The sequence below is a fragment of the Coriobacterium glomerans PW2 genome (assembly GCF_000195315.1).
Lineage (GTDB): Bacteria > Actinomycetota > Coriobacteriia > Coriobacteriales > Coriobacteriaceae > Coriobacterium > Coriobacterium glomerans.
In genome coordinates, this window is the sequence record NC_015389.1 from 1,471,825 (window position 1) to 1,484,532 (window position 12,708).

The 12,708-nt window shown below is 63.0% G+C and carries 8 protein-coding genes; all 8 read right to left on the bottom strand.

What is annotated here, in order from left to right; all coding sequences use genetic code 11:
• Positions 1–154: 154 nt before the first annotated feature.
• Positions 155–1,081 carry a DNA-binding protein WhiA gene (gene whiA, locus CORGL_RS06440; protein ID WP_013709100.1) on the bottom strand — a complete coding sequence of 309 codons (927 nt, stop codon included), beginning with the start codon at positions 1,079–1,081 and terminating at the stop codon, positions 155–157.
• Positions 1,060–2,163, bottom strand: a complete 1,104-nt coding sequence (locus CORGL_RS06445; protein ID WP_013709101.1) for a gluconeogenesis factor YvcK family protein — start codon at positions 2,161–2,163, stop codon at positions 1,060–1,062. Before CORGL_RS06445 ends, whiA begins: the two co-directional genes overlap by 22 nt.
• Before the next feature lie 13 nt (positions 2,164–2,176).
• A complete protein-coding gene (rapZ, locus tag CORGL_RS06450) occupies positions 2,177–3,097 on the bottom strand; it encodes an RNase adapter RapZ (protein ID WP_013709102.1) in 921 nt (306 codons plus the stop codon).
• Positions 3,098–3,446: 349 nt separating this feature from the next.
• Complete coding sequence (locus CORGL_RS06455) at positions 3,447–4,439, bottom strand: glycosyltransferase family 2 protein (protein ID WP_013709103.1); 993 nt, start codon at positions 4,437–4,439, stop codon at positions 3,447–3,449.
• Between the two features lie 47 nt (positions 4,440–4,486).
• Positions 4,487–6,127: a glycosyltransferase family 39 protein gene (locus CORGL_RS09450; RefSeq protein ID WP_013709104.1), complete on the bottom strand. Its 1,641-nt coding sequence runs from the start codon at positions 6,125–6,127 to the stop codon at positions 4,487–4,489.
• Between the two features lie 405 nt (positions 6,128–6,532).
• Positions 6,533–7,549, bottom strand: coding sequence for a hypothetical protein (locus tag CORGL_RS06465; RefSeq protein WP_013709105.1), 1,017 nt, complete (start codon positions 7,547–7,549; stop codon positions 6,533–6,535).
• Between the two features lie 325 nt (positions 7,550–7,874).
• A complete protein-coding gene (gene uvrC / locus CORGL_RS06470) occupies positions 7,875–9,926 on the bottom strand; it encodes an excinuclease ABC subunit UvrC (protein WP_245526891.1) in 2,052 nt (683 codons plus the stop codon).
• 6 nt (positions 9,927–9,932) lie between these two features.
• Positions 9,933–12,341, bottom strand: a complete 2,409-nt coding sequence (gene murJ, locus CORGL_RS06475; RefSeq protein ID WP_013709107.1) for a murein biosynthesis integral membrane protein MurJ — start codon at positions 12,339–12,341, stop codon at positions 9,933–9,935.
• Between the last annotated feature and the right edge of the window lie 367 nt (positions 12,342–12,708).

A 12,708-nucleotide genomic window follows, 5' to 3' on the forward strand; every position in this document is an offset into this window, starting at 1 on the left:
AAATACCACTCGACAAATATACCTTTTTTTCAAAGGGAGTTTCGCGTGAATGGAAATATTGACCGATTCTGCTGGTTGCCGACACGTCAGAATCCGCTGCGACGTCGACTCGGCGTGCGAGGCGCTCTGCGCCGCAGAGAATCGGCCGCGGGCGTCACGTCTGCTCGAGCAGCCGTTCGAGCCGGGTGATCCTATGATAGAGCGCCGACTTCGACAGCGGCGGGTCGGCGAGGTTCCCCAGATCTCGCAAAGAGAGATCCGGATGCGCCTCGCGCAGATCGCAGAAGACGCGCAGGGCGCGCGGCAGCGTGTCGCGCAGCCCCATCTCATCGACCCGCTCGATGAGACCGAGCTGATGCTGAGCGGCGCCGGCGCTTCTCGATTGGTTGGCGAGCTCGGCGTTGACGCGACGGTTCACCTCGTTTTTGACCGACTTCATCGCCCGCGCGTCCTCGATGGCGGCAACGCTGCGCCTGGCCCCGACGTCGAGCAGCAGCCGTCGGATGTCATCGGCGCTCTTGATGTAGACGGCGAGGGCGGAGCGGCGCCGGTTCACCCTTGGTCGGATGCCTTCGGTCCCTATGAGCTCGGCCAGCGCGCGGGCGTAGGCCTCGCCCTGAACGGCGATCTCGAGATGGAAGCCCCCGCGCGGATCCGCCACGAACCCGCCCGCGATCAGCGCCCCGCGGATGTAGGCGATCCGGCAGCAGGGCCGGGAGACGACATGTCTGGGAATGCCGCGAACGAGACTCCCGGAGCGATCGAGAATGCCCAGCAGCACGAGAGCCTTCTCGAGGTCCGGCTGGTCTGGCAGGGTGATCAAGTAGTTCCTCACCTTGTGCAGAACTGACCGACGCACCGTGAACTCGGTTCTGAGCTTCAAGATCTTGTGGGTGAGCCCGATCATCGTGCGGGCGACCGCGCCGGTCTCGGTCGCCACCTGCAGGCGATAGCGGCCCGGACCCGCGTAGGTGAGCGTGCCGCACACGCGAGCGAGCGCGGCGAGCGTCGCGAGATCGCAGTAGCCGCACGCCGGCTCGCAGCGCGACAGCTCGTCTCTCACCTCCGCCGTGAACGACATCTGTTCATCACCTCGAGGATGCAGGCGCCCAGCGCCGAGGGGTCGTGGATCGAGCGGGACCGTGCGCAGGAGAAATCGCGCACCGCGACCCAGGGTACGCGGGCGCGCACGCGGCGCTCGGCATCGCCCGTGAGCGCGACATCCCGAAAGGGAAACGCGTCGTGTCGCGCCGGAACCGAAGTTCTCGAGGGTCCGCCATCGAGGTTGGCCGCGTCGCTCGGCGACGCGATCGGCTCGGCGAGGCGACCGACGAGGGCCCGGAAGGTTCGCGTGGCAGATCCCGCCGCATCTGCGGAGCGATGGAACACCGCGATGTCGATGGCACCGGCCATGCCGTGTCGCTCGAGCGCGGCCAAGCACTCATCTCCGTCCATTCCCCAAGTCTCTCCTTGCATGTCGACCTTGGGGCAGATGAACGCCTTCATGGCCGGTGTGGCCCGCAGGGCGGTGGCGATGCCATCGACGAGCAGATTGGGGATGATCGAGGTGAACAGGGAACCGGGACCGAGCACGACGAGATCGGCCGCCATGATCGCCGCGACCGCCGGCGCGTGCGCGCGAGCCTTCGAATCGAGCCAGACCGTCTCGAGCGCGCACGAGCCATGGGACAGCGCCGCCTGCCCGCGCACCACGCGGCCGTCCACCGTGCGACCGATGAGATGGACGTCGTCGGTCGTCGAGGGATGCACCCTCCCCACGCAGTCCAGCAGCTGCTCGCATGCGCAGACGGCTTCGGTGAACGTCGCGCCCTCCTCGCACAGAGCCGCGAGCACGAGATTGCCCAAAGCGTGGTTGTCAAGGTATCCGAAGCGGTGAGCGAAGGCCCGCGCAAGGGGGGCGCCGGGGTCTGAAGCCAGAGCGGAGAGGCACTTGCGCACGTCGCCGGGAGGAAGCACGCCTGAGCGCTCGCGCAGGATTCCGGTCGAGCGGCCGTCATCGGCCATAGCGACGATCGCCTCGATGGCGCATGGCAGCGCGCGCAGGGCGCAGATGAGGTTGGGCTGGCCCGTCCCGCCGCCGATGGAGACGACCCTCAGGGGGCGCGCGGCGGGATCGGACGGCAGCGCGGCTCTCGAAGACATGACGATCCCTCCTTCAGCCCGCCACCGGCGCCCGCGGGAGGTCGCGGTGAGAGATGGAGACGCGGTACTGCTGGCGCTCGAGGTAGCGCGCCGTCGCCTCGGCGATCGCGACGCTTCGGTGCTGGCCGCCGGTGCAGCCGATCGCGATGGACAGCTGCGGCTTGCCCTCGGCTATGTAGCCGGGCATGACGGCATCGAGCAGCTGGTACCACGCTTTCAGGAAGTCCACGGTCTTGGGATGTTCCAGAACATAGGAGGCGACCTTCTCGTCGAGCCCGGTCATGGCGCGCATCGTGGGGTCATAGAAGGGATTGGGTAAGAAGCGCACGTCGATCATGATGTCGGCCTCGACGGGCATACCGTGCTTGAATCCGAATGAGAAGACCTGCACCTCCATGAGCTGCTGGTCCGTGAGCTCGGAGAAGGCCTGACGCAGCTTCGTGCGCAGCGCCTGGGTGCGCAGCCGGCTCGTGTCGATGATCATGTCCGCCTTGTCGCGGATGCTCGCGAGCTGGGTGCGCTCCCGCTGGATCGCATCGGCCGTGGTCTCGCCGCGCGTGGCGAGCGGATGCCGACGGCGATTCTCGCTGTAGCGGCGGATAAGGACCTCGTCGCTCGCCTCGAGAAAAACCACCTGGCAGCTCATTTCGTGATGCTCGAGCGTATCGATGACGTCGAGCAGCTCATCGAAGAGACCCTGGCTGCGCAGATCGCAGGTGACGGCGAGATGACGGCCGATACCGGCGTTGATGCCGACGAGCTCGGCGAGCTGCCGAACAAGGCGCGGCGGCAGGTTGTCGATGCAGAAGTAGCCCATGTCCTCGAAGACGTGCATGGCCTGCGTGCGGCCCGATCCGGCCATGCCGGTGATGATGACGATATCGGGGACGCGGTCGACCGCCTCGGCGGTCCGTGCGGCTTCCTGCTGTGTCACGCTCGCTCCTCTCCGCTGCGCCTGATCACACACCATGGTATACGATTTCGCGCACCGAAGACGCGGCCTGCTGCCGCTCATTCATATTCTACGTGCAAAAACAACTCGGCTGATCCTGAGCCCCCACGGCGGCGACGGAGGCGCTCACACGAGTCGACCACAGGGTGTCGCGAGGTTTCGATCTGGTTCCGTCCGCTCCGAAGCACCTCCCTGGATGGATCGTGATGGGTGCAGGCTATCATGGCTCCCGTTTGGACCCCAGGGAAGGCTCATTGATTTGCCAAAGGGAGAGTCTAGCCGGCGCGGAATCTCAACCATTGACAAAGCGTGCGCCAAGGATTGACTCCCGTCACTCGGCTTGAGACGATTCGCTGTCAGCGATATCGTCTTCTTCCTCAGTTCCGGACTCCTTGACGATGTAAAGAGGACGGTTTTTGGTCTCGAGATAGGTCTTGGCGAGATACTGTCCCATGATTCCCAGGCAGAGTAGTTGGAGACCCCCCAAAAGGGTGACGATACATGCCAGCGAGGGCCAGCCGGCTACAGGTTCCCCCCAAAGAAATGTCTTCACCACGATGAAGAGGGCGCCGAAGATAGCTGCGAAGCACAGAATAATGCCTGCGATTGAAGATATGAACAGCGGCGCGGTGGAAAAAGCCATTATTCCATCGATGGAGTACAGCACCAGGGAGATAAAGCTCCATTTTGTCTCCCCGGCGACACGGCGCGCGTTAACGTAGGGAATCCATCTCGTTTTGAACCCAACCCATCCGAAGATTCCCTTAGAGAACCGGTTGCGCTCCCTCAGCGAGAGGACAGCGTCCACCATGGATCGCCTCATGAGACGAAAGTCTCGGGCACCGTCCACCACATCCGTGTTTGAGATCCTATTGAAGATCCGATAGAAGCTCCGTGCGAACAGAGAGCGAATGGTTGGCTCGCCATCTCGATTCGCTCTGCGGGCAGCCACGTTGTCAAATTCATTGTCTTGCAACATCGAGTACATGTCGAAGAGAAGCGAAGGGGGGTCTTGCAGATCCGCATCGATAGTCGCCACAAAGTCGCCGGAGGATCGCTCAAGCCCGGCGAAGATAGCCGCCTCCTTCCCAAAGTTGCGAGAGAAGGACAGCCAGCGAACTCGAGAGATGCCGGAAAGGCGCGCCGCGTTCATCTTGATCGATGACAACGTAGCGTCTTGAGAGCCGTCATCTACGAAGATCAGTTCAAAAGAGACTCCGAACTCGTCGCGCATGCTACGTATGACCCGTTCCAGCTCGGTGACAAAAATCGGGAGGCTCTCGACCTCGTTATAGCATGGGACGACAACGGAAATCATATGCATGACGTGCCCTCCTGAGCATTGGTGATAAAAACGCAAATTTTGGTCGCTCAACATTCCTCGACCTCGGAAACGATGTACCAGACCTGCTCATAGGGCCTAAACAGCGCCTTGTCGGAGCGAATGATGAACCTGTTGTCAAACGACTTATTGAGATCAATGTGGGTCTGTCGTATGACGCTCCGGTGAGAAACTTCGCTTTCAATTCCTGCATAACGCGAAATCACGTTGAAACGCTCTCCCCGCATATGCATTCCCCAGTTGCCAGCTTGATAGAAATTTATCCCCGGGCTGTACGCCTCGTATGCCAGTTGTTGAGACCATCTGTCGACGAAATTGATCCTCCGCTCGGGTGCAGTTATTGCGAGTAGGCCCATACAAGATGCATCCTGCGTCCATACGGAGTGAATGGCGGTCCCCTGCTCGCGAAGCTCCTGCACGGGTTCGATATTCTGTGGCGAGTACAGAGTCTCGATGAGTTTGAACTTTCCCGTTATAGACAGAACCAGCAAAACTCCTATGATTCCGACCGGAGCAAACGGTTTTGCTGCCAACGCCACAAGGCGGGCATGGTAAAACATTCCTATGCTAGAACCACGTCCCGCAGCAGGTCGGTTGCGGACCTTCGGCTTAACTCGACTATCATCTGACGAGCCGAATAACGCCTGAGCGCACGAGAGCAGCAGCGGCCCGATTGCGACATACAGATATCGGTATTGAAAGATTGGTTTGCCGATCGCCGACAATACCAAAGTTGATACCATCAGACTGGCGAAGAGCTGGAGCCCTCCTCTGCACCTCCGATCGCGTCGATAGGCGAAAACAGCGGCAAGGACACATAGCATTGCCAACGATATAGCGAATGGGTCGGGCTTCGAATATATCGATCCGATGGCAACGCCACAAGGAAGTCCGAACGCTGAGGCAACCGCATCGGCAACCCACGGGTCAATAAAAGGGAAGAGAACGGCCTGCACAAGCGCATCGGGATAGCGAACCGTAATCCAAAAACCCGATTCGACTTTCACAATCTGCCGGAGGAAGATGATCAGCCATGGCAGGTAACACAAAACTTGCAACACTGCACCGACAACAAGACCAGCGCGTACAGATCGATCAGCATGAGTCCGTGTAATACCCGCATATAACGCGACAACAATGAACAGCGCGCAGATCGTGCCGAAATAGTGCAGATACGCCGATGCGAGACTCGCAGCATGAAATGTGACCCACCAGCTCAGTGGGATACGCGCGCTTTGGGCGTCACGGCAGCAGACGCGATAGATCCTTGCGGCAAAGATAAAGCACAGGGTCACGGCAAAGGCGCACCAGGAGTACATGCGGATCTCTACAGACATGTGAGAAACGTAGGGCGTGAACAAGGCAAGAAATGAGAACATCGCACCGACGCGCTGTCCGTAATCGCGTCGTACGCAGCCGAATCCTAGTAGTCCCAGCGAAATCGATCCCGCCACCGAGAACAGCCGGCACGCCAAGATTCCGCCACCTGACACCTGACGGAGAATCCAGAGTGCGATGTAGTAGAGAACCGGATGAACATCAGCCGAGCCGATGCGAATAATATCCGAGATCGAGTGGTTGGAGATCGCAAGGCTGTAGCTCTCGTCAAACCAAATGTTACCGTGAAACGCACCCGCCAGAAGATAGGCGCTCCCAAGGGCAATCACCATGAGATGGAATATTACAAGAGACTCTATCCGAGTACGACGCCCCCCCCCCGATTCAAAACATCAATGATCTCAGTCGATAGGCAAGGGATCTCTGCTTTCGGTTGATTCAAAATCCTCATTCCGCTGTGGTCAAACAGGCAACTATCGATCATTTCTGAAGGCGATATCGATTATACAACGGACCGGAAGATTGAGGGAGATGCCCGCATCACGGCCGTACGCTCCTCCGCCGCCAGCGAGAGTCGTATATCTGCGCGATTTTTGTATACAAAACTAATGAATAACCCCCTGCATCCAGTCAAAAACCGCGCTTTTGTGGAAGCATCGCTCGCGCGGCATCACTGCGTCGCCGCCCTACCGTCCCGCACAGGATACGGCGTCGCCGCTTGATTGTCCCGCGCGGCATCACTGAGTCGCCGCCCTACCGTCCCGCGCGGTATCACAGTGCGCCAGCCCGCCCACAGGGTTGCGGAGAATGCCGTAAGCCGCGAGGAGCCGAGCTAGACCGGCACGGTCCTGAGCCTGCCTGAAGCTGAAACGGACGATGCGCAAGCCGTGCGCAGTGAGCAGCGCCTCGCGCTGCCGCTCTTGCTCCATCGCTTCGGCAGACGTGCGCCCGCCCAGCAGCGCGGGATCCCACCGCTTCGCACGGCCGTCGAGCTCGCCTGCCACGAGTGCACCGTCAACGCTGCGCCACAGGTAGTCCACGCGAAACTTTCGATCGGCGCGAAGCGGATCGGCGAACTCCGTCTGCAGGTCGATCGGCGGAAATCCGATCTCGATCATCACGGCGCGGGCACGCGACTCCCCACCGTTCTCGCTGCGTCCGTCCGCGAGTTGCAAAGTATTGCGCGCCTGATCGATGCCCCGTCTGCCAGAACCGCGGTCCTTGAGATAACGCTCCAGGCAAGCCTTTGTGGTCAGCCCCGCATGCAGTGCGGAATCGACGATCGCGAGTCCGAGCTCCGTGGATGTCGCGCAGAGACACTTGAGGACCGTCTCGTCGATCCCGGTCACGCGAATCCCATCGACGCGCTCCAGCTCTTCGACCGAAAGCCGATGTCTGACGAGCAGTCCGGGCGACCTTGTCCGATAGCTGCCGTGAGAAGCGACATGCGTTGCTCCCAGCAGCTCGAAGGGCACTTCGAGACCGAAAACGACGGCTGCCGAGAACATGCAGAACACCCAAGACGGATGAAGGCTCGCTTGGGCGCGAATACGGTGCATCGCGCGCTCGTCCTCACCGAGGGTCTTCCAATAGGAGATCTCGGCGAACACTCCCGGCTCCGCCTCCACCACCTCATGCGATCTCACACGCCTGCGAAGAGCGCGGCGCTCGTTGCCGCTGCGAATCGCCAGACAACGCTTTGCCCGATGCGCCTCCCGCAGCAATTCGTTGATCCGCATGTCAATTGCTTTCATCACGATCCTCCTCAGAATGACCTGACACCGCCCTAAGCTATCAGACGTGTCTTTCCGATATCGGTCATCTATCTTGCAGAAATGCAGCAGGAGGTTACACGGGTCCAACAGGGAATGCGCACACCGCGGCATGCCAGTCACCCAGGCGCCGGCAGGGGCGCCTCAGACCGACTGACAGTGCCGATCGCAGCGCCGTCTTCATGTCGTTGACGCGTCAGCCGATTGCGGATCAGATTGATGGCGCTAGGTTGGTTTCCCTGCTTTCAATGACGACTCGGCGGCCGTGCCATTCACAGATGCGCGGGTTTTGACTTGATTCAGGGGGTTATTCAATAGTTTTATGTACAAAAGGCGCGCTTTTGTGATGACCATCAGACGCGGGAGCGGTCTCGGTCTCGGTTTCGGTCTCGGCAGCACGGCGCCCTCCACCCTCAGACTCTGCGGCCGGCGCGCCGCACTCCACGGCTCCGCTGCGGACGTCCCAGGCGCGCAGCATGTAGAAGATCTCCTGCGCCACGGCCCGGGGGATCCCCTTCACCTCGGCGATCTGCTCCGCGCTCGCCTGACGTAGTCGCTTCATGGAGCCGAAGTGACGCATCACGGCGCGCTTGCGCACAGGGCCCACGCCCTCGATCTCGTCGAGCACCGAAGCCGTCATCGCCTTGTCGCGCAGCTGGCGATGGAACGTGATCGCGAAGCGGTGAGCCTCGTCGCGAACCTGCTTGATGAGGTAGAGCGACGCCGAACCGGACGGCAGCACGACCGGTGTGTCGTCCCAGGGCACGAACAGCTCCTCGTCCGCCTTTGCCAGACCGCACACCGGTATATCGAGTCCGAGTTCGGCGAGCTGCGTCATGGCGGCCGTCAGCTGCGGCTTGCCGCCATCGACCACAAGCAGATCCGGCCGAGATCCGAAGCGCTCGTCGGCCATGCGCACCGGTGCGTAGCGTCGCCCCAGCACCTCCAGCATCGAGGCGAAATCGTTGGCCTCGCCGGTTGATGTGCGAATGCGGAAGCGACGATACTGGCTCTTGTCAGCGTGGCCCGCTGTGAACACCACCATCGAGGCGACGGTGAAGCACCCGTGGATGGTCGAGATGTCGAAGCACTCGATGCGCATCGGAGGTGCAGGAAGCGCCAAAGCGCTCTCGAGCTGCAGCAGCGCCTGGTTCGTGCGATCGTCGGCGTAACCGGTGCGCATCATATAGCGCATGAGAGCGTGGCGCGCGTTGCGCTCGCAGGTCTCAAGCAGACGGTGCTTCTCGCCGCGCTGCGGACGGTGGAGCCGGCACACCCTGCCGCGCTTCTCGGTGAGCCACTCGCCGAGCAGCTCGGCGTCAGCGAGATCGATCGCGACGTCGACCTCGGCGGGAACGTCGGCCGTCTCGTCGTAGTAGCGCTTGATGAAGCCCGAGACCAGCTCATCGGCTTCCACGTCAAGGCCCTTGTCGAGGATGAACTCGACGCTTCTGATCGTTCGTCCCTCGCGCACGATGAACACGCACGCCCCGGCGATGGTCTCCTCGCGATAGAAGCCGACGAGATCTATATCCACACTCGTGGGAAACTCGACCTGCTGCCGGTCATCGAGGTCGCTGATCATCTGGAGACGCCGTTTGATGCGGCCGGCGCGCTCGAAATCGAGCGCTTCGGCGGCCTCGTTCATCTCGGAGACGAGCTCGTTGACCACATCGCGGCGCTGACCGGTGAGAAAGCGCTCCACGGCTCGGATGCTCCGAGCATATTGCTCGGGGGCGATGGCGCCGACGCACACGCCCGGGCCGCGGCCCACGTGGTAATCGAAGCAGGGTCGGCCACCGGTTGCGCACACCAGGCTCACGATGTCCTCATCCCCGCGATGCGCCTCGATCATGCGGCGCACCCGGCGCCACTCGGCGCACCCAGCGCTGCAGACGGGTATGACCTTGCGCAGGGTATCGATCGTCTCTCGCGCGGCGCGGCTGTCCGTGTAGGGGCCGAAGTAGCGCGTGCCGGCTCTGTGGCGCTCCCGGGTGTACTTGATAGCGGGAAACAGATCGCTCTCGGTCACCGCGATGAACGGATAGCTCTTGTCGTCCTTGAAGTCCACATTGTAGTAGGGGCGGTACTGGCGGATGAGGTTGCGCTCGAGCACGAGCGCCTCGTGCTCGGAATCCACGACGATGTAGTCGAAGCCGCGCACGACCTGCATCATCAGAGGAATCTTCTCGCGGTCGTCGGCGAGCGTCACGTACTGGCGCATGCGCGTACGCAGATTCTTGGCCTTGCCGACGTAGATGACCTCGCCGGCGGCGTTCTTCCACAGATAGCAGCCCGGCAGCGCCGGTACGCGGGAGACCTGCTCCGCCAGGCTCATGATGTCCTCATCACCGAGCATGACGCGCTAGCACGACCCTCGCGAGCCGCCTGCACCCGGAGGCGAAAGGCGTCGGCCACCCGAGTCGCCAGCGCGGTTCGGACCTGAGACCGCTCGGTGGTTCGAGCCGGTGCCGGCACAAGGCCCGGTCTGATCGAGACGAGCGGAGCCGGTGCCGCCACGGGGCCCGGCCTGATCGAGACGCGCGGAGGATGGGGCGCTCAGAGACGGAGGGGCGGGACGGCCGCGGCCGAAGCGAGCCCCGGGACGTCCGTGCGCGCTCGTGACGCGCGCGTCCTCACCGCGCGCCGCGACTTCGCCTCCGACGTGGCTGCGCCGCGTCGTCGCAGCCGACGGAGAGGCGGCGACGCGCCCTCTCGCGCGCGTCCGGGATGTGGCGCGGCGTCGATGCGGTCTGGCGCAGCGCTGCATGCCGCCGCGCGCCCGGCGCCGGCTGCGGCCGCCCAGCAGTCTGCGGATGAGCGAGCCGACCGCATCGGCCTCGGGTACGCCCACCAGCACGGCCGCACCGAACGTCACGAGAAGCGAGACGCAACCCGAGATGACGACATAGCAAAGCGTGCGATACGCCGAAACCGCGACCTCGGTTCCATGGACCGTGACCACAAGGGGGCCCGTGGTCGCCTGCAGCGCCTGCATGACGCCCCAGCCGGCCGCCGCGCCCAGCGCACCGAGCACCGCGCCGGTCGCGAAGCCCCGGATGATGGTGCCGACATTGAGGCCATGCAGCCGGCGACGCAGCCATCGGATCGACAGCGCGTCGAGCACGAGGAAGTACAAGAGGTTCGACAGGGCGATCAGCTCCATGCCCCCTCCCAGCACCATGACGACCACCAGCGTGAAGGTCGCCTCGCACACGGCCGCCACCAAGCAGAAGCGAGCATAGGGCCGCATGTCCATCAGAGCGGAGAAGCTCTTCTGCAGAAGCACGAACTGTCCGTAGAACGGCAGGGAGAGAGCGAGCACGGCGGTGTAGCTCGCAACGAGATGCACGCCGGAGACGGTGAACGCCCCGGCCGCGTAGACGAGGTTCAGCGGGAAGCTGTAGACGACCACGTACAGCGCCAGGGGAATCATGAAGAAGAACAGCTCGCTGACCCCTCGTGAGATGCCCGCTCGCACGCTTCGCGTGTCTCCGCGGGAGGCATCGCGCGCAAGCTCGGTGTACAGAGCCGTGGACAGCGGTATCGCGATGAGCGCATAGGGCAGCGTGTACCACAGGCGCGAGTAGGCGATGACCGACGCACCGGTCTCCGGCTGCACGTGCATGGCCGTCGAGTTCGTGACGGAGCCGAGCACGAAGGTGCAGGCCGTCGCCACGAGCGTGGGCACGCCGAGCGCCACGGTCTGGCGCAGCGCCGGATCGGAGAGGTTGATCCTCAGGCGCGGCCGGATGCCCAAGCGGATGAGCGCCGGGATCTGACAGACCATCTGGACCGCGACCCCGGCGGTTGATCCCACGGCGATCACGAGCAGCGCGGCCATCGGACTCACCTGCGAGAGCGGACGATACGCCAGAAAGCTCGCGATGGTCACGACGTTGTTGAGCACAGGGGCGAACGACGACCAGAAATACTCGCGATGCGCGTTGAGCACGCTCGAGAACACGGAGCCCAGACCGTAGAACAGGATCTGGACGGCCGTGTAGCGAAAGAAGAAGACGGACAGATCGATCGTCTTGGCGGCGTCGGCGGCATCGCTGCTGCCCAGAAACGACTGCGTCCAGATGACCGCCGGAGCGAACACGGTTGAGAGCGCGACGATCACCCCGAGTACGACCAGCAGGATCCCGAGCAGATTGCCGATGTAGTCCTCGGCGCCAGCGCGTCCTCTGTTGCGACGCACGTCCATGTAGACCGGCAGGAACGCCGTGACGAGCATGCCGCCCATAACGAGTTCGTAGAGGGTGTTGGGTAGGTTGTTCGATATCTGAAACGCCGTTGAGACGGTGCTGATGCCGATACCGAACGCCATGGCCCACGTGCGTATGAAACCGGTCACGCGCGACAAGACGATGAGTCCGGTCATAAGACGCGCCGAACGCATGACGCCGCCGTAATCGGAGGTGGACATGTCGTCCTCGGCGGCGCTCGCAGCGCTTCCGCGGCCGGGCGCGGGATCTTCGCGCGCGTTCAGCGAAGCGTCCACCTCTGAGCCGCCGCTCGGGCGCGCGTCCGCTCGGTCAGCGCCGCTCGGCGTGCACAGACCCGCAGGCAGGGCGGGTGCGCGATGACAGCCGGGAGGCGGCACGGCACCGGCGGCCTCCAGAAAGGCAGAGGTCTTGTCCGGCTCGATGAGCGGACGCTTGGCCCAACCGGCCGCGTTCAAAAATGCCGACGTCTCATCGGGCCTGCACGAGCCCGGCTCGTCACCGGATCCGAAGTGATTGCCGTCATGACGCGGCTTGTCTGCCATCCGTCCTATCCCTTCTTGCATGTGCGGACCACGATCGCGAGCAGACCGCGCACATGAGCACGGGTGCCTTCTCGTCCGCCGCGGGCCGCGCGACGGGCATGCAGCATACCACATGAGCGCCAACGGATGTGGAGGTCATGGGGTGCGCACCTCGTATCAGTGTAGCCATCTGAGTAATCCGTACCGCGTCCAAGGTGTCATTCCATTGATTTTCTTGCCGGCGCGCGGGCGCGGGCGGCCGAGGTGCGAGCGGGCGCGGGGGCGAGGGCGGGCGGCCGGGTCGCGGGCGCGACCGAGGCGCGGGCGCGGCAGAGGCGCGGTCGCGGGCGACCGAGGTGCGGAGCGCGACAAACGCGCGGTTTTTGAC

What these genes read in the sequence shown, in the direction of transcription:
- whiA (WP_013709100.1), bottom strand. Translation starts at nt 1,081, where the DNA reads ATGTCGTTCACGGCGGAGGTGAGAGACGAGCTGTCGCGCTGCGAGCCG.
- CORGL_RS06445 (WP_013709101.1), bottom strand. Translation starts at nt 2,163, where the DNA reads ATGTCTTCGAGAGCCGCGCTGCCGTCCGATCCCGCCGCGCGCCCCCTG.
- CORGL_RS06455 (WP_013709103.1), bottom strand. Translation starts at nt 4,439, where the DNA reads ATGCATATGATTTCCGTTGTCGTCCCATGCTATAACGAGGTCGAGAGC.
- CORGL_RS09450 (WP_013709104.1), bottom strand. Translation starts at nt 6,127, where the DNA reads ATGGTGATTGCCCTTGGGAGCGCCTATCTTCTGGCGGGTGCGTTTCAC.
- CORGL_RS06465 (WP_013709105.1), bottom strand. Translation starts at nt 7,549, where the DNA reads ATGAAAGCAATTGACATGCGGATCAACGAATTGCTGCGGGAGGCGCAT.
- uvrC (WP_245526891.1), bottom strand. Translation starts at nt 9,926, where the DNA reads ATGCTCGGTGATGAGGACATCATGAGCCTGGCGGAGCAGGTCTCCCGC.
- murJ (WP_013709107.1), bottom strand. Translation starts at nt 12,341, where the DNA reads ATGGCAGACAAGCCGCGTCATGACGGCAATCACTTCGGATCCGGTGAC.